Source organism: Rhizobium sp. R634 (assembly GCF_002211305.1).
In the GTDB taxonomy this organism is placed as follows: Bacteria; Pseudomonadota; Alphaproteobacteria; order Rhizobiales; family Rhizobiaceae; genus Rhizobium.
On the sequence record NZ_LOKW01000012.1, the window covers coordinates 60,836 to 82,457 of the forward strand.

A 21,622-nucleotide genomic window follows, 5' to 3' on the forward strand; every position below is an offset into this window, starting at 1 on the left:
AGTATCATCTGGGTGGACACAACGCACCCTGTCCACCAGCCCGATCCCCTGTCACCGACGGCGCCCGGCCCCGCGACACCGGGAACGGTGCAATAGAGCCAGAGGAACGCGGATGACGATCACGCGTTAATCCCGGAATTAAACGAGGATTGAACGCCTATGCGCATAATGATCGCCGTCGTCGCCTTCATGGTCGCTTCCGTGCTGAGCATCGGGATGATGTCGCCTTCCGGCGCCGGCCAGACCGGCAATGGCGACAGGATCGAAGCGAGCGTCAACGAACCCGTCACCCATTGAACCGAGATAGGCCGGTATCGCGATATTCAGCTGCGATAGAGCCGGGGCATCTCGCGATGGCGATGACGCCACTCGCGCTCTTCCCAGCGCTCGGCACGCCACGGCCGCCAATGACGGCGCCACTCCGACCGGCGCCAATCGCGGCCATCGCGCCAGTCCCGGTCCTCCCGCCAGTCCCGGTGATGCCGCCAGCTGTCGTGAATCTGGACGATGCCGGTCTGCGTAGACACTGCCGGTCGATCGGCGGGCATGGCATTTGCAGGGGGTGCGACGATGGCGAAAGCCGCGCCGGCGGAAATGGCAGCGGTGAGAATGATATGCGCGATCTTCATGGCTGTTTCCTCATTGATGATGAGGCGAAGATGCACTGCCATGGCTGAATTGCCGCTGAAGCGGTCCTTCAGGCGGTGTTCATCAAGGTTAGCAGGCGATAGAGCGGAAAATAGTGGTGCCCCCGGCAGGGTTCGAACCCGCGACCCCCTGATTACAAATCAGGTGCTCTACCAACTGAGCTACAAGGGCAATAGCTGCCAACTAACAGATTCTGTCATTCTGTAAAGAAAAATCCGCTTTTTCGGGCAGTGATCGGCCTTAATCCAAAACGCATTACAATGTAAAACAGCCTTGTCGCACCCGCCCTTTATCCTTTAGCTAGAGCAGCTTCACAAAGGGCATTGCATGGGCCGGTCATTTCAGACGCTTTCTTTCATAGCCTCACCGACGATGGAGGCGCTCGCCGCGCGCGAAGAGCTGATTCGCCTTTATGGCGACGTGCCGGCGGAGGAAGCCGACGTCGTCGTGGCGCTCGGCGGCGACGGCTTCATGCTGCAGACGCTGCACAGCACCATGAACTCCGGCAAGCTGGTCTACGGCATGAACCGTGGCTCGGTCGGGTTCCTGATGAACGATTATCGCACCGACCGGCTTCAGGAGCGCATCTGCACCGCCGTCGAAAATGCCTTCCGGCCATTGAAGATGACGACCGCCAATGCGGACGGCACCAACACGACGGCGCTCGCCATCAACGAGGTCTATCTTTTCCGCCAATCCTATCAGGCCGCCAATCTGAGGGTCGTGATAGATGGACATGTGCGGCTGGAAGAGCTGATCTGCGACGGTTTGATGGTGGCCACTCCCGCCGGGTCGACGGCCTATAATCTTTCCGCCCATGGTCCGATCCTGCCGCTCGAAGCACCGCTTCTCGCCATGACGCCGGTCAGCGCCTTCAGGCCGCGGCGCTGGAGGGGGGCGCTGCTCCCCAACAGGGTGACCGTCGATATCGACGTTCTCGAGCCGATAAAGCGCCCGGTGAATGCGGTGGCCGACAATACCGAGGTCAAGTCGGTGCTGCATGTCCGCATCGCCCAGTCGGAGCATATGACGGCGCGCATTCTTTCCGATCCCGACCGCTCATGGTCAGACCGTATTCTCGCCGAGCAGTTCAAGGATTGAGACGATAACAATGCGACGGATTTTCATAACGACAGTTTTGCTGGTCGGGTGGGCGGCCGCAGCCGTTCAGGCGCAGGACGATATTCTGCCAACCTCTGTGATTTTCGCGACGAGCACCGGCTACTGGGAGGACGACGGCAACTCGCCGACGGTCGAGCGTGCGCCTGCCAGCGCCGAGACCACCGCGAAAGCCGGCGAAAAGGGCGCACAGCGCCACGGCTATTACAAGCTCTTTGCCGTGCGCCAGCCGGACAGAACCTCGAAGATCTTTCTGCAGCAGATTGCCCAGGCCGAGGCCGGCCCGGCGATCGTCTCGACCATCGAACTGCAGGAGTTCAGCGATCTGAAGCCTTACGTGACCGATATACGCCCCGAGAATTCGACCGGCATCATCAAGCAGCCGGGGCTCTTCGCAACCGTCTATCTCAAGACCGACCCTGCGGCAGAACCGACCGGCTGGACCGTGCTCATCGATGAATTCGGCGACATCACCGTGGAGAAGGCAACGAATTGAACCGTGCTTCAGAGGCACCCAAGAGATGAAACTGGGCTTTCGCGACGGCGTCCTCTACGATGAGGAGAGGCCGAACTGGGACGCGGGCGGACCCAGGCCCATCAGCTGGTCGCTATGGTACCCTGCCACCGACGACGCACGGGAAAGCGATTTCCCGGAAAGAAGCTGGTTCAAGAAGGTAGCGGTCGCCCGCGATGCGCCCATTCAGCCTGCGGCCGGCCCGTATCCTCTCGTTCTTCTCTCGCACGGCACAGGCGGCTCCGCGGCCGGACTGGAATGGCTGGCGCGACGCCTTGCCCGTCGCGGATTTGCAGCGCTTGGCGTCAACCATCACGGTAATACAGGCGGCGAGCCTTACCGCGCCGAAGGCTTTGCCTGTCTTTGGGAGCGGGCGCCGGATCTCAGCCATATGCTCGACCGCTGTGACGAGTGGCTGGGTGACTTTCGCGGCCATATCGATATGTCACGTGTGTTCGCCGCCGGATTTTCGGCCGGCGCCTATAGCGTGATGCTGCTTCTTGGCGCCGTCGTCCGGTTTTCGCAGTTCGAGCCCGCGAGGCTGAAGCCGGGTGGTCCGCGCGGGCCCAGGGAATTTCCCGACCTTGCCGATCATATCCCGGCACTGCTTCGCAGCAGCGACGCCTTTCGCGATTCTTGGTCGCGCATGTCGAAGCCTTACCGGGATGACAGGATCAAGGCGGCCCTCCTCTGCGCGCCGGGCCGATCCGTTCTTGGTTTCAGCGAGGAAAGCCTGAAAGCGGTCGAGGCGCCGGCGCTCATCCTCGTCGGCGATGCCGACGGGGCGGCACCGGCTGAGGAATGTTCGTCATGGCTGCATGCACGGCTAAGCCGCAGCACCCTTAAGATCTTCGAAGGCGGCCTTGGGCATTATGTCTTCATGCCGGAGGGCACGGGACTTGGCTTTGCCTTTGCGGCGGAGCTCTTCACCGATCCGCCAGGCATCGCGCGCGCAGCCATTCATGAAGAGATCGCCGATCTGTCGGCAGCGTTGTTTGAGAAGGCCAGGATCGGCGCGATCACATAGCCAAAAGAAAAGCCCCGTCTCCGGGGCTTTTGCGTCTCGATCCTGCTCTACCCGTCAATCGACATCGTCGACGACCGCGTCGGCGGCGCCGCTGATGCGGTGAGCGAGAGCGGCTTCCATGAACTCGTTCAGCTCGCCGTCGAGCACGTCGTCCGGCGCGGTGCTGGCAACGCCAGTGCGCAGGTCCTTGACCAGCTGGTAGGGCTGCAAAACATAGGAGCGAATCTGATGGCCCCAGCCGATGTCCGTCTTGGAGGCGGCTTCGGCGTTGGCGGCGTCCTCGCGCTTCTTCAGTTCCGCTTCGTACATGCGGGCGCGAAGCATGTCCCAGGCCTTGGCGCGGTTCTTGTGCTGCGAACGCTCCTGCTGGCACTGCACGACGATGCCGGTCGGGATATGGGTGATGCGCACGGCCGAGTCTGTGGTGTTGACGTGCTGGCCGCCAGCGCCCGACGAACGATAGGTGTCGATGCGGCAATCGCTTTCGTTGATCTCGATCTGGATCGAGTCGTCGACGACGGGATAGACCCAGATCGACGAGAAGGAAGTGTGGCGACGCGCATTGCTGTCGTAAGGCGAGATGCGCACCAGACGATGCACGCCCGATTCCGTCTTCAGCCAGCCATAGGCGTTGTGTCCCTTGACGAGCAGGGTCGCCGACTTGATGCCCGCCTCTTCGCCGTCGTGGACTTCCAGAAGCTCGACCTTGAAACGCTGGCGCTCGGCCCAGCGGGTGTACATGCGCAACAGCATGTTCGCCCAGTCCTGGCTTTCGGTGCCGCCGGCGCCGGAATGGACTTCGAGATAGGTGTCGTTGCCGTCTGCCTCGCCGGAAAGCATGGCTTCCACCTGGCGGCGCGCGGCCTCGGCCTTCAAGGCCTTCAGCGTGTCCTCGGCTTCCTTGACGACGCTCTCGTCGCCCTCTTCCTCGCCGAGTTCGATCAGCTCGATATTGTCGTTCAGCTGCTGTTCGAGCTGCTTCACGCCGCTGATGCCGTCATCCAGCTGCTGGCGCTCGCGCATCAGCTTCTGTGCTTCGGCGGCGTCGTTCCAGAGGTTCGGATCCTCTGCCTTGTTGTTCAACCAGTCCAGTCGTCTTATCGCCTGGTCCCAGTCAAAGATGCCTCCTCAGCAGGGTGATAGCCTGCTTGGTTTCATCGACCACGTTTTCGATTTCAGCTCGCATTTCCCTGCTTCTCTGTATCGGTCTTATCAAGTGCTGGTGACATAGAGACGCCCGCCGCGGATGTAAAGGGCCGTGGCGGGCGTTCAAAATTCAGGTGAGCGTCAGAAGAGGCCTGGTGTACCGGTCTGGACGGCCTGATTGGCCTGCGGCGAGGTCTTCAGGATCTCTTCCGGCGCCATCGTGCTGTCCATGCCGATGACCGAGAAGCTGTCGGCCGGGCCGGTGCCGGGTTTGAAGGCCTCGATGATGGTGTTCGGATCGCCATCGACGGCGGCCATGCCGGTCTTGCGGTCGATCGGGATAAGATTCATGCCTGCGGGGATCACGAATTTGGATTCCGGCATGTCCTTGACTGCAGTCTGCATGAATTCGTTGAAGATCGGAGCGGAAAGACCACCGCCGGTGCCGCCGCGGCCGAGGGGCGCCGGTGTGTCGAAGCCCATATAGAGGCCGGCGACGAGGTCCGGCGTGAAGCCGACGAACCAGGCGTCCTTCTCGTCATTGGTCGTGCCGGTCTTCCCGGCGACGTCGCGGCCGCCGAGATCGATCTTGCCGGCGGCGGTACCGCGCTGGATGACGCCCTGCATCATCGAGGTGATCTGGTAGGCGGTCATCGGGTCGAGAACGGTTTCGCGGTTATCGACGACATTCGGCTCTTCCTGATTCTGCCAGTCGCCGGCATTGCAGCCCTCGCACAAACGCTCCTCATGCTTGAAGATCGTCTTGCCGTAGCGATCCTGGATGCGGTCGATCAGTGTCGGCTTGATCTGCTTGCCGCCATTGGCAAGGACCGAATAGGCCGAGACCATGCGCAGAACCGTCGTGTCGCCGGCGCCGAGCGACATGGAGAGAACCGGCATCATGTGATCGTAGATGCCGAAGCGCTCGGCATATTCGGCGACGATGTTCATGCCGAGATCGTTGGCGAGGCGCACCGTCATCAGGTTGCGCGAATGCTCGATGCCCGAACGCAGCGTCGACGGGCCGCCGGATTCGCCGCCGTAGTTTTCCGGCCTCCAGACCTGGCCGCCCGAGACGATTTCGATCGGCGCGTCCATGATGACGGACGCCGGCGTATAACCATTGTCCATCGCCGCCGCATAGACGAATGGCTTGAAGGAGGAGCCCGGCTGACGCATCGCCTGGGTGGCGCGGTTGAATTCGGACTGGGCGTAGGAGAAGCCGCCGACCATGGCGAGCACGCGGCCGGTCTTCGGGTCCATGGCGACGAGACCGCCCTGCACTTTCGGCGGCTGACGCAAACGATAGGAGGTCGAGGCGTCGTCGCCGAGCTTCTCAACATAGACGACGTCGCCCGGGCTCAAGACGCCCTCTGGCGATTTCGCGGTCTTGCGGGAGCCGTCCGCCGACCGGAAGGCCCATTGCATGTTCTTGGCGTCGATCGTTCCGCGCTGACGGTCCGCCGCAACCTTGCCGCTACCGTCCTTGGACGGCTGCAGGCCGATATCGACGTTGTCGTCGGACACGGCGAGCACGACGGCAAGCCGCCATTCCGGCACGTCGGACAGCGTGGGAATATCGGCAAGCGCCTTGCCCCAATCGCCGCCTGCGTCGATCTGCTTGACCGGCCCATGGAAACCGCGGCGCTCGTCATAGGTCACGAGACCATCCTGCAGCGCCTTGCGGGCGGCAAGCTGCATCTGCGGATCGAGCGAGGTGCGCACGGAAAGGCCGCCCTCATAGAGCACCTTCTCGCCATATTGATCGATTAGCTGGCGGCGCACGGCTTCGGCGAAATAATCCGAAGCGAAAAGCGAGGGACCGGTGCTGCGGGCGGTGACGCCGAGCGGCTGCTTCTTGGCTTCATCGCCATCGCTCTGGCTGACATAGCCGTTCTCGACCATGCGGTCGATTACCCAGTTGCGGCGCTCGAGCGCTGCCTCGGGATGGCGGAAAGGATGGTAGTTGGCCGGGCCTTTCGGCAGCGACGCCAGATAGGCCGCCTCGGCGACGGTCAGCTCGGTGACCGACTTGTTGAAATAGGTGAGCGCGGCTCCGGCGATGCCATAGGAATTCAGGCCAAAGAAAATCTCGTTCAGGTAGAGCTCGAGGATCTTGTCCTTGCTGTAGGCCTGCTCGATCCGGAAGGAAAGGATCGCTTCCTTGATCTTGCGGTCGATCGTCTGGTCGGAGCTCAAAAGGAAGTTCTTGGCCACCTGCTGCGTGATTGTGGAGGCGCCGACCGGGCGCCGGCCGGACCCGAAATTCTGCAGGTTGACGAGAATTGCACGGCCGAGGCCGGTCAGGTCGACGCCCGGATGGTTGTAGAAATTCTTGTCTTCGGCCGAGAGAAAGGCGGCCTTTACGCGGTCGGGAATGGCCTGAATCGGCAGGAAGAGGCGCTTTTCCTTGGCATATTCGGCCATCAAGGCGCCGTTGCCGGCGTGGACGCGGGTCGTGACCGGCGGCGCGTAACTGTTCAGAACGGCATAGTCCGGAAGATCCTTCGCGACGCTGGCGAGATAGATGGCAATACCCGCCGCCGCGACCAGAAACAGGACGCAGGCCATTCCGAAGAAATATCCAAGAAGTCTAACCATATTTTCAGCTACCGGTCTCTTCGATCTTCAATCGGCGCAGCCGCAACGATTGCACAGATCAAGGCAATTTGCACGTTGCGCGCGGCTTACTCCATGAGCGCTACCGCCACAAGCCGATTCCGCGCTCCAGGCTACGAAACATAAGCCGGAGTAACGGCGCGAATGTGAGCAAAATAGGGCTCCGGACGCCGCATTCACCGCTCTATCAGCGTTTCATCAGGAGTGTCACATCCAAGCAACGCCCCTCCTGGCAGCGGGAACGGCGCCGTTTGCTCCGAATTTGATTCAGCCAGCGCAGTTTAATATCTGTTTTCAAACGTCTTATCGCTTCAGACCGCCTCGCGGCCTGGACGGCAGGTCAGCCGCCATTCGCCACGACGGCCGTGCGGTATCGCTTCACCGCTTCGGTCAGGAGATCGGCTATCTTGCCGCGCCAGGTCTCGTCCAGCAGCAGCTTCTCATCCTCGGCATTCGAGAGGAAACCGATCTCGAGCAGGATCGACGGCACGTCGGGAGCCTGCAGCACACGGAAACCGGCGTGGCGATGAGGGTTGTTGATGGTGCCGACCTGGTCCTTGAAGGAGTTCAGTACGCTCTCGGCCATCGAGATCGAGAAGGCCTGCGTCTCGCGCCGCGTCAGGTCGAGCAGGATATCGGCGACCTCCGGCGGTTCGGCGACAGTTTCCTTGCCGGCGATCTGATCGGAAAGGTTTTCGCGCTCGGCGAGATCGGCGGCGAGCTTGTCCGAGGCTTTGTCCGAGATCGTGTAGACGGTCGCTCCGCGGATATCCTTCTGCTTCAGCGTGTCGGCGTGCAACGATATGAACAGGCCGGCGTGGTTCTGGCGGGCGATCAGCACGCGCTGCGAAAGCGACAGGAATTCGTCGTCCTGGCGCGTCAGGAAAGCCTTGATGCCCGGCTCCTTGTTCAGCCGGTCGGCCAAAGCCTTGGCGAAAGCCAGCGTCACCTGCTTTTCTTCGGTCTTGGTGTCGACGCTGATCGCGCCGGTATCGATGCCGCCGTGACCGGCATCGACGGCGATGACGAAATCGCCGGGGGCGGCCTTCTCAGGCGCCGGAATGGCGCTCGTCGTCTGGGCCGCCTCTGCCCGGTCGTCCCAGGATTGCGTCTTGACCAGCTCGGCAAAGGCCTGCTTGTCGATCATCTCGGCATCGAGCACGAGCCGATGGCCCTTGCCGGCCTCGTCGGCCTGCACCTTGGCGAGCGCCAGTTTCACCGGCTTCGCAGTCGTCAGCACGATGCGGGCGCTTTCCTCGTCCATCTTGCCATAGCGGATGTCCTTGAAGAGGCCGCGTGCGGCCAGATCCTTCGCCGGGAACCCGAAAGCGGTCGCCGGCAGATCGACGACGATGCGCTCCGGATTGGCGATATAATGGACGGAAAAGCGCGGTTCGCGGTCGAAATCGATGACGATGCGCGTTCTCGCGTCATCGCCGATGATGCGCGCGCCATAGGCGAGCAGCGGATCCCTGGCCTCGGCGGAACCCGCGACGACAGGCAGGAGGCAGCCGGCGACAAGCACTGCCCTCAGAACCCGCCTTGCGAATGTCGATCGCCGCGCTGCGGATTTCGCCGCGATCCGAGCCCTCTTAAACAATAAACCGCCACACCCTATTTATCTCGCGATGGACCCGGGATGGCCGAAGCGCTCGCCCGAGAGCAAACAGCTTCCACCGCCCGCCGAATCGCAATCGCTTTATCCCCGATTCCTATGCGTTACGAAATCCATCAATATTATGGCACATTTGGCTTTTCCCTTGCTATTGTGACAGAGAAAACATACAACGCATTTTAGGGTAGAAGTGTTGACGGGATAGAGTCGCCGCAAGGCTGCCAGCCAGATCAGGACCTGGCGCCACATCGGTCATCGTCCGCCGTCTTATGCGTTTCAACCCAGAACTGGATCCTGATTTTCCGGCTTTTGTCGGAACTTCATTGGTGGATCAGCCACCACGCTCTCAGGGAGCACCCTCATCGGACCCAAAACGGGTCTTCGTATTGTCGATCACGCTTGGTTGTTGATGGTTTCGCAGCAGATTTTATCTGAAGTCTACAGGCCCCGGACCGAAATGGTTCCGGCTGCGGTCTGGCTGCTGCTCTCCTCTTCGCGCCAGGCGCGACTTTCATTATCCGGCGCGGCCACGGTGGACCGCATTCTTTCTGTTTCTACAGCAGTCGGGAATGCGCTCTCGCGGCCACGCCGAGGAGCACAGCTTACATGGCAGACAAAATGCTTATCGATGCGTCTCACGAGGAAGAGACGCGCGTCGTTGTCGTTCGCGGGAACCGCATAGAAGAATTTGACTTCGAGTCGCAGCACAAGAAGCAGATCCGCGGCAATATCTACCTCGCCAAGGTAACGAGGGTCGAACCCTCGCTGCAGGCAGCCTTCGTCGACTACGGCGGCAACCGTCACGGTTTCCTGGCCTTCGCCGAAATTCACCCCGATTATTACCAGATCCCCCTCGCCGACCGTCAGGCACTGCTTCGGGCCGAAGCCGAGGAGCATCGCCGCGACGAAGATGTCGAGCATGTCGAAACCGCGCCGATCGTCGATCTTTCGACCCAGGATCAGCCGGATGTCGGCATCGTGCCCGCCGTGGCGCCTGAACCGGTTGCCGTAACGGAAGAGGCAGCGGCGGAAGAGGTTGCCGCAGCGGCAGAGGTGGCGGCATCGCCCGAAGCCGCCGAGGAAGCGCCGGTCAAGAAGGCACGGCCGCGCCGCAGCCGCAAGAAGGTTGCCGAAACGACCGCGACCGAGGACGCTGTTCCCACAGATGTCGAAGCCGAGGGTGCTGCAAACGTCGACAACGAGGATGATGGTTCGACCGGCGGTACGATGGCCGCGATGGTGGAAACCGACACGATCTCCGAGGATATCGACACCAGCAAGCGTCGTCACGATGATGACGACGATGATGACGATCACGGCGAAGAGGAAGTCATCGAATCCGTCGGCGCAGAAGACGCGATGGAAGAAGTGCCGGACCGCGTGCAGCGCAAGCCGCGCAAGCAGTACCGCATCCAGGAAGTCATCAAGCGCCGCCAGATCCTGCTGGTTCAGGTCGCCAAGGAAGAGCGCGGCAACAAAGGCGCCGCTCTCACCACCTATCTCTCGCTGGCAGGCCGCTATTCCGTCCTAATGCCGAACACGGCACGCGGCGGCGGTATTTCCCGCAAAATCACCAATCCGCAGGACCGCAAGCGCCTGAAAGAGATCGCGCGCATGCTCGAAGTGCCGCAGGGCATGGGTGTCATCCTGCGCACCGCCGGCGCCAACCGCACCAAGGTCGAAGTCAAGCGCGACTTCGAATATTTGATGCGCCTCTGGGAGAATGTGCGCACGCTGACGCTAGCCTCCACCGCTCCCTGCCTGGTCTATGAGGAAGGCTCGCTGATCAAGCGCTCGATCCGCGACCTCTACAACAAGGATATCGGCGAGATCATCGTTGCCGGCGAAGAAGGCTATCGTGAAGCAAAAGACTTCATGAAGATGCTGATGCCGAGCCATGCCAAGGTGGTTCAGCCCTATCGCGACATCCACCCGATTTTCTCACGCTCCGGTATCGAGGCCCAGCTCGACCGCATGCTGCAGCCGCAGGTGACGCTGCGGTCCGGCGGTTATCTGATCATGAACCAGACGGAAGCGCTGGTTTCGATCGACGTCAACTCCGGCCGCTCCACGCGCGAACATTCGATCGAGGACACCGCGCTGCAGACGAATCTCGAAGCCGCGGAAGAAATCGCCCGCCAGCTTCGCCTGCGCGACCTTGCCGGCCTGATCGTCATCGACTTCATCGACATGGAAGAGAAGCGTAACAACCGCGCCGTCGAGAAGAAGCTGAAGGAATGCCTGAAGAACGACCGCGCCCGCATTCAAGTGGGCCGCATCTCGCACTTCGGCCTGCTCGAAATGTCGCGTCAGCGCATCCGCGCTTCCGTTCTCGAATCGACCACCCAGGTCTGCTCGCATTGCGGCGGCACCGGCCACGTCCGTTCGCAGTCCTCCGTCGCCCTGCATGTGCTGCGCGGCATCGAGGAATATCTGCTCAAGAACACGACGCACAACATCACCGTGCGTACCACGCCTGATATCGCGCTCTACCTGCTCAACCACAAGCGCCAGACGATCGTCGATTACGAGGCGCGCTTCGGCGTCGCGATCATCATCGATGCCGATGGCTCGGTCGGTGCGCAGCACTTCGCGATCGACCGTGGTGAGCCGGTCGAAAATCCGGTCAAGATCGAAAGCCTCTTCAACTTCGCAGCCATTCCCGAGGATGACGACGACGATATCGTCATCGAGGCGGATGAGGACGAAGACGAAGAGCTCGAGGAAAAGGCCGCAGCAACCGAACGCCCTGCCACGGCGCGCTCGGAAGGCGAAGGTGACAACAACCGCAAGCGCAAGCGCCGCAGGCGCCGTCGCGGCCGCAACGGCAATGCCGAGCAGCCGGCACTGGCGGCAGGCGAAGCCGGCGACGAGGACGAAGACGGCGAGGACGATGGCAGCGAGGGCGAAGAAAATGCCGCCGCCACGCCTGAGGCCCGTGCCGAGAGCGAGGAATCACAGCGCCGCAAGCGCCGTCGCCGCGGCAAGCGTGGCGGTCGCCGCAATCGCGCCGAGGACGGTTCCGAACTGGCGGCCGATGAAGGCGGTGAAGACAATGGCAGTGACGAGAGCGAAGGCGACGACGTTTCGAACGACGGCGTCCCTGCGGAAGCAGAAACTGTCGAAGCGGTTGCCGATCAGGCTGGCGAAAGCCAGGCCGCAGCTGCCGCTGTCGAGGCTGCGGCTGTAGTCACCGAGGATGTGAAGCCCGCCCGTGGCCGCGGCCGCCGCAAGGCCGCCGCAGCGCCGGTCGAGGAGCCTGTAGCAGAAACGGCACCAGCGGCCGTGGTCGAACCGGAGTTGGCGGAAGCCTCCGCCGATCTCGAAACGCCCGAGCAGGAAGAGGCCCGGGAAGAGGCAAAGCCGGTTCGCGCCAACCGCGAATCCAACATCACCTCCTCCGAGCCGACGGTGAAATCCACCCGCAGCGAAAATTCCGAAAGCGACGACGGCAAGCCGAAGAAAGCCGGCTGGTGGCAGCGCCGCGGCTTCTTCTGAACGCTGATTTTCGGACGTAAATGATCAATCCGGCCGCGGCGACGCGGCCGGATTTTTGTTTGTGGTGAGCTTCTTTAGCAAAGTTGAACCCCGAGGGCCGGGCGTGTACCTTCACGATATTGGTACACTTGAGGTGGTTACGCCGACAACGATCGATATCGATGATGGCTTGCTCGACGCAGCAATGATCGTCACGGGATTGGCGACAAAAGAGGCCGCCGTCGAACAGGCTTTGCGAATCCTGATCGAGAGGCACCGCCGGAAAAATGCGATCGCAGATCTCGCAAGGATAGGCTGGGAAGGCGACCTGGAAGAGATACGTTGCGACCAGCCGGACGGCAGACGGTGATCGTCGTTGACAGTTCGGATTTGGATCCGTGCATCTGCGCGGGATAAGTGCGGCCAGCCCGGTCCGGGAGATCGCCGATGCCAGCCCCTCATCCGCCTGCCGGCACCTTCTCCCCGTAAACGGGGCGAAGGAGGATAGCCGCGACTTCTCCGTTCCCCACCAACCTCTCGCAGGGCACGTCCCCTCTCCCCGTCAGAACGGGGAGAGGGTTAGGGTGAGGGGCAGCCATCGGCGCGACGCGCGTCGATATCGCTGAGATGGATGCCAGCGAAGAGCAATCATTGTCCGCTGCGGTCAGGCGGCCGGCGGATAGAGCAGGTCGACGATGTAGCTGGCGTCGAAGCGGGAATCGAGCATGCCGTAAGTAGAGCGCCAGCCGCCGGCGAGGCGCGTCTCGATGAAGGCATCGGCGATGCGCCCTGCCCCGAGCCGATAGAGTTCGGCAGCGCCCGCGGCAAGCGCCAATTGCTCGACCAGCAGGCGTGCGGCACCCTCGTCCTGTTCGCAGAGGGCGATTGCGGCGCGCAGCACGTCGATCGTCTTCTTGCCGGCGGGGCCAAGATCGCGGGCGAGCCCCGCAAAGACCGTCTCGAACAGGTCCTTGCCGCGGTTGAGCACGCGCAGCACATCCAGCGCCATGACATTGCCGGAGCCTTCCCAGATGGCGTTGACCGGCGCCTCGCGGTAATGGCGGGCAATCGGGCGCTCTTCAATGTAACCGTTGCCGCCGATGCATTCCATCGCCTCGTAGATCAGGGCGGGAGCGATCTTGCAGCACCAATATTTGGCGACCGGCGTCATGACGCGGGCATAGGCCGCGTCCTCGGCATTGCCGCGCGCCTTGTCGAAGGCATCGGCAAGGCGGAAGGAGAGCGCGGTGGCGGCGGCGACATCGAGCGCCATGTCGGCCAGTACGCGCGTCATGATCGGCTGGTTGACGAGCATCTTGCCGAAGACGCTGCGGCCGCGCGTGTGGTGCACGGCCTCGGCCAGAGAGGCGCGCATGATGCCCGAAGAGGCAAGAGCACAATCGAGCCGCGTCAGCGTCACCATGTCGAGGATGGTGCGGATGCCCGCATCCGGACCGCCGAGCAGGAAGCCGAACGTGTCTGAGAATTCCACTTCGGAAGAGGCGTTGGAGCGGTTGCCGACCTTATCCTTCAGCCGCTGGAACTGCAGGCCGTTGGCCGACCCATCCTCCAGCAGTCGCGGTACGAGGAAGCAGCCCATACCCTCCTTCGTCTGCGCCAGCATGATGAAGGCATCGCTCATCGGAGCGGACATGAACCATTTGTGCCCGGAAAGCCGGTAAATGCCTTCGCTCACCTTTTCGGCAGCGCTCCGGTTGGCCCTCACATCCGTGCCGCCCTGCTTTTCCGTCATGCCCATGCCGATGGTCACGGCGGATTTCTGCATGGCGGGCTTGTTCGACGAATCATATTTGCGCGAGAGGATCTTCGGCGCCCAGTCCTTTTGCACCGCAGGCGAAGCCGACAGCGCGGCAACCGAGGCGCTCGTCATCGTCAGCGGGCAGAGATGGCCGGATTCCAGCTGCGCCATCATGTAGAAGCGTGCGGCGCGGACCTTGTGGCCCGCATCCTTGGCCTCGGTATCGGCCTGCGGGTCCCAAACGGAAGAATGCAGGCCAACCGACATGGAGCGGCGCATCAGCGCGTGCCAGGCGGGGTGGAATTCGACGACATCGAGTCGCTCGCCGCGCGGGCCATGGGTGCGCAGCTGCGGCGCGCCTTGGTTTGCCATGCGCGCCAGTTCCTGCGCTTCCGGCGAGGTGACGTAGCGGCCCATGTTTTCCAGGTCCTCGCGGATGCCGCGCGGCAGAGCCGCCGTCAGATCGACGATCAACGGATCGGATCGATAGGCATTGATGCCGGACCACAGGCTCGGCTGGTTGAGTTCTGCGAGTTTGTCGTCAGTCCGGTTGGCGGAGGTCATTATTCGCTTCTAGTGCAAGAGCCCGGCAAGGGAAACCGGAAGTTATGATTCGCTTCATCCTGCTCTATCGGAATTCGGGCGAAAATGCATGGGGACATAAGCCTTTGCCCACAGCGCATGCTTGCCCCGGCGGGCCGCACTCTTTATAGACCCGCCAGAGACAGCAAGAGGCAGGGTCATGGTCTTTTTCCCCCACCGCCACCTCATCGGCATCAAGGGCCTCACCGAGCAGGATATCACCTATCTTCTCGACAAGGCCGACGAAGCCGTCAAGATCAGCCGCCAGAGAGAAAAGAAGACGTCGACGCTGCGCGGGCTGACGCAGATCAACCTTTTCTTCGAGGCTTCGACCCGCACGCAGGCCTCCTTCGAGCTTGCCGGCAAGCGGCTTGGCGCCGACGTCATGAACATGTCGGTCGGCAATTCCTCGGTGAAGAAAGGCGAAACGCTGATCGATACGGCGATGACGCTGAATGCGATGCGCCCCGACGTGCTTGTGATCCGCCATTCGAGCGCCGGTGCCGCGGCCCTTCTTGCGCAAAAGGTCTCCTGCTCGGTCGTCAATGCCGGCGACGGACAGCATGAACATCCGACCCAGGCGCTGCTCGACGCGCTGACGATCCGCCGCGCCAAGGGCAAGCTGTCGCGCATCATCGTGGCGATCTGCGGCGACGTGCTGCATTCGCGGGTGGCGCGCTCCAATATCCTGCTGCTCAACGCGATGGGCGCACGCGTGCGCGTCGTCGCGCCAGCGACCCTCCTGCCCTCCGGCGTCGCCGAGATGGGCGTCGAGGTCTTCCATTCGATGAAGGAAGGGATGAAGGACGCCGATGTCGTGATGATGCTGCGGCTGCAGCGCGAGCGCATGTCGGGCGCCTTCGTGCCTTCGGTGCGCGAATATTATCACTTCTACGGGCTCGATGCCGAAACCCTGAAAGCGGCGAAAGAGGATGCGCTGGTCATGCATCCCGGCCCGATGAACCGCGGCGTCGAGATCGCCTCCGAGGTGGCGGACGGTCCGCAGAGCGTGATCGCCGAACAGGTGGAGATGGGGGTCGCGGTGCGCATGGCCGTCATGGAGACGCTGCTCGTCTCGCAGAACCAGGGTCCCCGAACCGATGGAATGATGGCATGAGCAACCCGATCGTCCTCAAGAACGTCCGCATCGTCGATCCCTCGCGCAATCTCGACGAGGTGGGCACGATCATCGCCGAAAACGGCGTGATCCTTGCCGCCGGCAGCGCGGTGCAGAATCAGGGCGCGCCGGAAGGCGCTGTCGTGCGCGACTGCGCGGGCCTCGTCGCGACGCCCGGCCTGGTCGATGCGCGCGTCCATATCGGCGAACCCGGCGGCGAGCACCGCGAGACGATCGCCTCGGCAAGCCGGGCTGCGGCGGCCGGCGGCGTGACCTCGATCATCATGATGCCGGACACGGATCCCGTTATCGACGACATCGCCCTCGTCGAATTCGTCAAGAAGACGGCGCGCGACACGGCCGCCGTCAACGTCTATCCGGCAGCCGCCATCACCAAGGGGCTTGCCGGCGAGGAAATGACGGAGATCGGCCTGTTGATGCAGGCGGGCGCCGTCGCCTTCACCGATGCCCATTCCAGCGTCCATAACACCCAGGTGCTGCGCCGCATCATGACCTATGCGCGCGAATTCGGTGCCGTCATCTCCTGTGAGACGCGCGACAAATATCTCGGCGCCAATGGCGTCATGCATGAGGGGCTTTTCGCCAGCTGGCTCGGGCTCTCCGGCATTCCGAAAGAAGCCGAGCTCATCCCGCTCGAACGCGATCTCAGGATCGCCGAGTTGACACGCGGCCGCTATCACGCCGCGATGATCTCCGTGCCGGAATCGGTCGAGGCCATCGAGCGCGCCCGCAGCCGCGGCGCCAAGGTGACCGCAGGCGTCTCGATCAACAATCTGGCGCTCAACGAAAACGACATCGGCGAATACCGCACCTTCTTCAAGCTCTATCCGCCGCTGCGCCCGGAAGCCGACCGGGTGGCCATGGCCGACGCCGTCGCGAGCGGCGCGATCGACATCATCGTCTCCTCGCACGATCCGCAAGACGTCGATACCAAGCGCCTGCCCTTCGGCGAGGCGGCGGACGGCGCGGTCGGCCTCGAAACCATGCTGGCGGCGGCTCTCAGGCTTCACCATGGCGGCCAGGTGAGCTTGATGCGCCTGATCGACGCCATGTCGACCCGTCCCGCTCAGATCTTCGGACTCGATGCCGGCACACTGAAGCCGGGTGCGGCCGCCGATATTACGCTCATCGATCTCGATGAGCCTTGGCTTGTCGCCAAAGACATGCTTCTCTCCCGCTCGAAGAATACGCCGTTCGAGGATGCGCGCTTCAGCGGGCGGGCCGTCGCGACATACGTCTCGGGAAAGCTTGTTTACGCAGTCTAAGAGGCGGCTGGAACGATAAGCCACGGAGGGCTGAGGGGACATATGCTATCCAATCTCATGTCATGGCAGATCACATTGCCGATCGCGCTTGCCGCCGCCGTCATCGGCTATCTCTTCGGTTCCATTCCTTTCGGCCTGATCCTCACGCGCGCCGCCGGCCTCGGCGACGTGCGCAGCATCGGCTCCGGCAATATCGGCGCGACCAATGTTCTGCGAACCGGAAACCGGAAGCTTGCCGCCGCGACACTGCTGCTCGACGCTCTGAAGGCATCGGCCGCAGCCTGGATCGTCGGTTATTTCCTCGGTGAGGAAGCCGCCATCATCGCCGGCTTCTTTGCCTTCCTCGGCCATCTCTTCCCGGTCTGGATCGGCTTCAAGGGCGGCAAGGGCGTTGCCACCTATATCGGCACCCTGCTCGGCATTGCGCCGATTATGGTCGTGCTCTTCGCCGCCGTCTGGCTGGCAATCGCCTTCACCACCCGCTACTCCTCGCTGTCGGCCTTAGTCGCCATGCTCATCATTCCGATCGCGCTGTGGATCCTCGGCAACGAAAAGGTTGCGGCTGTTATGGCGGTCATGACGCTCATCTCCTATTGGAAGCACAAGGCCAATATTTCCCGCCTGATGGGGGGCACGGAAAGCAAGATCGGGGCGAAGGGATAATGGATGCGCTGAGCGCGGCACCAAAAGGCGTTGTGCTGACAGAACGGCAGAGAATTGCCTGGCTGCGCCTCATCCGCTCCGACAATATCGGCCCGGCGACCTTTCGCGACCTCATCAATCATTTCGGTTCGGCCGAAGCCGCGCTCGCGGCGCTGCCGGAGCTTTCGGCGCGCGGCGGCGCCACACGGGCAATCCGCATCGCCACCGAGACCGAAGCGCATCGGGAACTGGAGGCGGCGCATCGCTGCGGCGCCCGCTTCGTCGGCATCGGTGAGCCGGATTATCCGCAAGCGCTGAAGCAGATCGACGGCGCACCGCCGCTCCTTGCCGTCAAGGGCGCGCTTGCCGCCGCCAGGCGACCGGCCGTTGGCATCGTCGGTTCACGCAACGCCTCGATCGCCGGCGCCAAGTTCGCGGCGATGGTGGCGCGCGACTGCGGCCGAGCGGGTTATACCGTCGTCTCCGGCCTGGCGCGCGGCATCGACACGGCAGCCCACCGGGCAAGCCTTGATACCGGCACGATCGCAGCTCTTGCCGGCGGTCTCGACCAGCCCTACCCACCCGAGAATATCGGCCTGCTCGAGGAGATAACGGCCGGCAACGGCCTGGCTGCCAGCGAGATGCCGTTCGGCTGGGAGCCCCGCGCCCGCGACTTCCCGCGCCGGAACCGGCTGATCGCCGGCATTGCGCTCGGCCTCGTGGTCATCGAGGCGGCAGAGCGCTCGGGTTCGCTGATCACCGCGCGGCTTGCAGGAGAGTTCGGCCGGCTGGTGTTTGCCGTGCCCGGCTCACCGCTCGATCCGCGCTGCCACGGCACCAACGGCCTGCTGAAGGACGGGGCTTCGATCGTCACCACGCCCGCCGATGTCGTCGAGGCCCTGGCGCCGCTTGCGCAATTCGATCTTTTCCCGTCCTCGATGGCGGAGGAACCGGCGCGTGACGGCAAGGCGATGATCGTGCCGCCCGGCGATACCGACCGCAGCCGCATCATCGACGCGCTCGGACCGACGCCCGTCGAGATCGACGACGTCATCCGCCATACCGGTCTTTCGGCATCCGCCGTCTATCTCATCCTTCTGGAGCTCGACATATCAGGCAGGCTGCATCGGCATCAGGGCGGTCTTGTCTCGCTTTCCGATTGAGCTTTGCGCGATATCAGCGAGTGGCTTTGCGAACTGCAGTAGCCGCGTGTCGAATCCGATAGCCGCGCCACTTGAAATTGCATTCAGCGTACAATCTTCCCTCGATTGCACCGTACGGAAGAAGTAAAATTGTAGCAAACCCCTTGACCGCGGCGATTTCCCTGTCCATGTCGGAGGGCCAGTATCCAAGTTGCGCTGCGTGTTGCGCTGGCCTCCACGCCGGCGCTGCGTCTTTTTTAGAGAATCATCATGAATGTTGTAGTGGTGGAATCGCCTGCCAAGGCCAAGACGATCAATAAGTATCTCGGTTCGGGATACAAAGTGCTCGCTTCCTTCGGCCATGTGCGCGATCTGCCTGCCAAGGACGGCTCAGTTCTTCCCGATCAGGACTTCGAAATGCTCTGGGAGGTCGACGGGGCGTCGGCCAAGCGGATGAAGGATATTGCCGACGCGGTGAAGTCCTCCGACGGACTGTTTCTCGCGACCGACCCGGATCGCGAAGGCGAAGCGATCTCCTGGCACGTCCTCGACATGCTCAACAAGAAGCGCGTGCTGAACGGCAAGTCGGTCAAGCGTGTCGTCTTCAACGCGATCACCAAGAAGGCCGTGCTCGACGCGATGGCCGAGCCGCGCGATATCGACGTGCCGCTGGTCGATGCCTATCTCGCACGCCGCGCCCTCGACTATCTCGTCGGCTTTAATCTTTCGCCGGTCCTGTGGCGCAAGCTGCCCGGCGCGCGTTCGGCCGGCCGCGTTCAGTCGGTGGCGCTTCGCCTGGTCTGCGACCGCGAGTCGGAGATCGAGCGCTTCATTTCGGAAGAATATTGGAACATTTCAGCGCTCCTGAAGACGCCGCGTGGCGACGAGTTCGAGGCAAGGCTGGTTGCGGCCAATGGCAAGCGGCTGCAGCCTCGATCGATCGGCAATGGCGAGGAAGCCGGCAAGCTGAAGGCTCTGCTTGAAGGCGCAAGCTATGTCGTCGAAAGCGTCGAGGCCAAGCCCGTAAAGCGCAACCCGGCGCCGCCGTTCACGACTTCCACGCTGCAGCAGGCCGCCTCGTCCAAGCTTGGCTTCTCGGCATCCCGGACCATGCAGGTAGCGCAGAAGCTTTATGAGGGCGTCGATATCGGCGGCGAGACTGTCGGTCTCATCACCTATATGCGTACGGACGGCGTCCAGATGGCGCCGGAAGCAATCGATGCGGCGCGCCGCGCCATCGGCGAGCAGTTCGGCGACCGCTACCTGCCTGAGAAGGCCCGCTTCTATTCCACCAAGGCGAAAAACGCTCAGGAAGCGCACGAGGCCATTCGTCCGACCGACTTCAACCGGTCGCCGGACCGTGTGCGCAAGTTCCTGGATGCCGACCAGATCCGTCTCTATGATCTGATCTGGAAGCGCGGCATCGCCAGCCAGATGGCCTCGGCCGAAATCGAGCGCACCACGGCCGAAATCATTGCCGACAACAATGGCCAGAAGGCTGGCCTGCGCGCCGTCGGCTCCGTGATCCGTTTCGACGGTTTCATCGCCGCCTATACGGACCAGAAGGAAGATGGCGAACAGAGCGACGATGCCGACGACGAGGATGGCCGTCTGCCGGAGATCAACGCGCGCGAGAACCTCGCCAAGCAGAAGATCAACTCCACGCAGCACTTCACCGAACCGCCGCCGCGTTATTCCGAAGCATCGCTCATCAAGAAGATGGAAGAGCTCGGCATCGGCCGTCCGTCGACTTATGCTGCGACGCTGGCGACGCTGCGCGACCGCGATTACGTGACCATCGACAAGCGCAAGCTGATCCCGCAGGCCAAGGGCCGGCTGGTGACGGCCTTCCTCGAGAGCTTCTTCACCAAATATGTCGAATATGATTTCACCGCCGATCTCGAGGAGAAGCTCGACCGGATTTCCGCCGGTGAGCTGAACTGGAAGCAGGTGCTGCGTGATTTCTGGAAGGATTTCTTTGCGCAGATCGAGGACACCAAGGAACTGCGCGTCACCAACGTGCTCGATTCGCTGAACGAGGCGCTGGCACCGCTGGTTTTCCCGAAGCGGGAGGATGGCAGCGATCCCCGAATCTGTCAGGTCTGCGGCACCGGCAACCTGTCGCTGAAGCTTGGCAAATACGGCGCTTTCGTCGGCTGCTCGAACTACCCGGAATGCAATTACACCCGCCAGCTTTCCTCCGAGAACGGCGGGGAAGCCGAAAACGTGGCGCTCAACGAGCCGAAGAACCTTGGCGTCGATCCGACGACCGGTGAGGAGCTGACGCTGCGCTCCGGCCGCTTCGGCCCTTATATCCAGCGCGGAGACGGCAAGGAGGCCAAGCGCGCTTCTCTGCCGAAAGGCTGGAAGCCCGAGGATATCGATTACGAGAAGGCGATGGCGCTGATTTCGCTGCCGCGCGATATCGGCAAACATCCTGAGACCGGCAAGATGATCTCCTCAGGCATCGGCCGCTACGGCCCGTTCCTGCTGCATGACGGCTCCTATGCCAATCTGGAGACCGTCGAGGATGTGTTCTCGGTCGGGCTCAATCGCGCTGTGACTGTCATCGCCGAAAAAGCGAACAAGGCGCCGGGCCGCGGCGCGCGCGGCACGCCGGCGGCACTGAAGACGCTCGGCGATCATCCCGACGGCGGCGCCATCACCGTTCGCGATGGCAAGTACGGCCCCTATGTCAATTGGGGCAAGGTCAATGCGACCCTGCCGAAGGGCAAGGATCCTCAAGCGATCACCGTCGAGGAGGCGCTTGCGCTGATCGCCGAGAAGGCCGGCAAGGCCCCTGCGGGGAAGACGGCCAAAGCGAAAGCCAAGCCGAAGGCTGCGGCCGCCCAGGCCAAGACCGCCAAAACGGCTGCCAAGCCGAAGACAACGAAGGCGAAAGCGCCCGCAAAATCGAAAAAGAGCTGAC

General features: G+C 62.6%; 16 protein-coding genes and 1 tRNA gene. 11 read left to right on the forward strand and 6 right to left on the reverse strand.

Annotated features, from left to right (window positions below; translation table 11 throughout):
- Nucleotides 1-159: 159 nt before the first annotated feature.
- Nucleotides 160-297, forward strand: a complete 138-nt coding sequence (locus tag ATY77_RS32860) for a hypothetical protein (protein ID WP_176538881.1) — start codon at nucleotides 160-162, stop codon at nucleotides 295-297.
- Between the two features lie 26 nt (nucleotides 298-323).
- On the opposite strand, the gene ATY77_RS14460 is transcribed toward ATY77_RS32860, so the two are convergent.
- Nucleotides 324-671: a hypothetical protein gene (locus ATY77_RS14460; RefSeq protein ID WP_088687877.1), complete on the reverse strand. Its 348-nt coding sequence runs from the start codon at nucleotides 669-671 to the stop codon at nucleotides 324-326.
- Between the two features lie 72 nt (nucleotides 672-743).
- Nucleotides 744-819 (reverse strand) — tRNA-Thr (locus tag ATY77_RS14465).
- 156 nt (nucleotides 820-975) lie between these two features.
- Here ATY77_RS14465 and ATY77_RS14470 point away from each other — a divergent pair.
- Genes ATY77_RS14470 through ATY77_RS14480 form a run of 3 tightly spaced genes read left to right on the forward strand, consistent with a single transcriptional unit; the run spans nucleotide 976 to nucleotide 3,308 of the window.
- Nucleotides 976-1,749 carry an NAD kinase gene (locus ATY77_RS14470; protein WP_088687878.1) on the forward strand — a complete coding sequence of 258 codons (774 nt, stop codon included), beginning with the start codon at nucleotides 976-978 and terminating at the stop codon, nucleotides 1,747-1,749.
- Between the two features lie 4 nt (nucleotides 1,750-1,753).
- Nucleotides 1,754-2,263 carry a hypothetical protein gene (locus tag ATY77_RS14475; RefSeq protein ID WP_088687879.1) on the forward strand — a complete coding sequence of 170 codons (510 nt, stop codon included), beginning with the start codon at nucleotides 1,754-1,756 and terminating at the stop codon, nucleotides 2,261-2,263.
- Between the two features lie 25 nt (nucleotides 2,264-2,288).
- Entirely contained in the window at nucleotides 2,289-3,308 is a 1,020-nt protein-coding gene (locus ATY77_RS14480; RefSeq protein ID WP_088687880.1) for a dienelactone hydrolase, read from the forward strand.
- Nucleotides 3,309-3,362: 54 nt separating this feature from the next.
- On the opposite strand, the gene prfB is transcribed toward ATY77_RS14480, so the two are convergent.
- The 3 genes from prfB to ATY77_RS14495 all read right to left on the reverse strand — a co-directional run bounded on the left by prfB (nucleotide 3,363) and on the right by ATY77_RS14495 (nucleotide 8,673).
- Nucleotides 3,363-4,494 (reverse strand): peptide chain release factor 2 gene (gene prfB, locus ATY77_RS14485; protein WP_190233727.1). Its coding sequence is split into 2 segments (ribosomal slippage): nucleotides 3,363-4,424 and nucleotides 4,426-4,494, totalling 1,131 coding nucleotides; the frame shifts between segments, so codons are not numbered across the junction.
- Nucleotides 4,495-4,595: 101 nt separating this feature from the next.
- A complete protein-coding gene (locus tag ATY77_RS14490) occupies nucleotides 4,596-7,055 on the reverse strand; it encodes a penicillin-binding protein 1A (RefSeq protein WP_088687881.1) in 2,460 nt (819 codons plus the stop codon).
- 358 nt (nucleotides 7,056-7,413) lie between these two features.
- Nucleotides 7,414-8,673: an N-acetylmuramoyl-L-alanine amidase gene (locus tag ATY77_RS14495; RefSeq protein WP_088687882.1), complete on the reverse strand. Its 1,260-nt coding sequence runs from the start codon at nucleotides 8,671-8,673 to the stop codon at nucleotides 7,414-7,416.
- 621 nt (nucleotides 8,674-9,294) lie between these two features.
- On the opposite strand from ATY77_RS14495, the gene ATY77_RS14500 reads away from it, so the two are divergent.
- Both ATY77_RS14500 and ATY77_RS14505 read left to right on the forward strand, forming a co-directional pair.
- Entirely contained in the window at nucleotides 9,295-12,186 is a 2,892-nt protein-coding gene (locus tag ATY77_RS14500) for a ribonuclease E/G (RefSeq protein ID WP_088687883.1), read from the forward strand.
- Between the two features lie 103 nt (nucleotides 12,187-12,289).
- Nucleotides 12,290-12,535 (forward strand): type II toxin-antitoxin system VapB family antitoxin, encoded by a 246-nt coding sequence (locus tag ATY77_RS14505; RefSeq protein WP_280950741.1) that lies wholly within the window; start codon nucleotides 12,290-12,292, stop codon nucleotides 12,533-12,535.
- Between the two features lie 294 nt (nucleotides 12,536-12,829).
- Here ATY77_RS14505 and ATY77_RS14510 read toward each other — a convergent pair whose 3' ends face one another.
- Nucleotides 12,830-14,488 carry an acyl-CoA dehydrogenase family protein gene (locus ATY77_RS14510; RefSeq protein WP_088677264.1) on the reverse strand — a complete coding sequence of 553 codons (1,659 nt, stop codon included), beginning with the start codon at nucleotides 14,486-14,488 and terminating at the stop codon, nucleotides 12,830-12,832.
- Nucleotides 14,489-14,666: 178 nt separating this feature from the next.
- On the opposite strand from ATY77_RS14510, the gene ATY77_RS14515 reads away from it, so the two are divergent.
- The 5 genes from ATY77_RS14515 to topA all read left to right on the forward strand — a co-directional run bounded on the left by ATY77_RS14515 (nucleotide 14,667) and on the right by topA (nucleotide 21,621).
- Nucleotides 14,667-15,623: an aspartate carbamoyltransferase catalytic subunit gene (locus ATY77_RS14515; RefSeq protein WP_088687884.1), complete on the forward strand. Its 957-nt coding sequence runs from the start codon at nucleotides 14,667-14,669 to the stop codon at nucleotides 15,621-15,623.
- On the forward strand, nucleotides 15,620-16,909 hold the full coding sequence (locus tag ATY77_RS14520; protein ID WP_088687885.1) for a dihydroorotase: 1,290 nt from the start codon (nucleotides 15,620-15,622) through the stop codon (nucleotides 16,907-16,909). The genes ATY77_RS14515 and ATY77_RS14520 overlap by 4 nt, the downstream gene beginning before the upstream one ends.
- Nucleotides 16,910-16,951: 42 nt before the next feature.
- Nucleotides 16,952-17,572, forward strand: coding sequence for a glycerol-3-phosphate 1-O-acyltransferase PlsY (gene plsY / locus ATY77_RS14525; RefSeq protein ID WP_088687886.1), 621 nt, complete (start codon nucleotides 16,952-16,954; stop codon nucleotides 17,570-17,572).
- A complete protein-coding gene (gene dprA, locus ATY77_RS14530; protein WP_088687887.1) occupies nucleotides 17,572-18,714 on the forward strand; it encodes a DNA-processing protein DprA in 1,143 nt (380 codons plus the stop codon). Before plsY ends, dprA begins: the two co-directional genes overlap by 1 nt.
- Nucleotides 18,715-18,963: 249 nt before the next feature.
- A complete protein-coding gene (gene topA / locus ATY77_RS14535) occupies nucleotides 18,964-21,621 on the forward strand; it encodes a type I DNA topoisomerase (RefSeq protein WP_088687888.1) in 2,658 nt (885 codons plus the stop codon).
- Nucleotide 21,622: the final 1 nt, after the last annotated feature.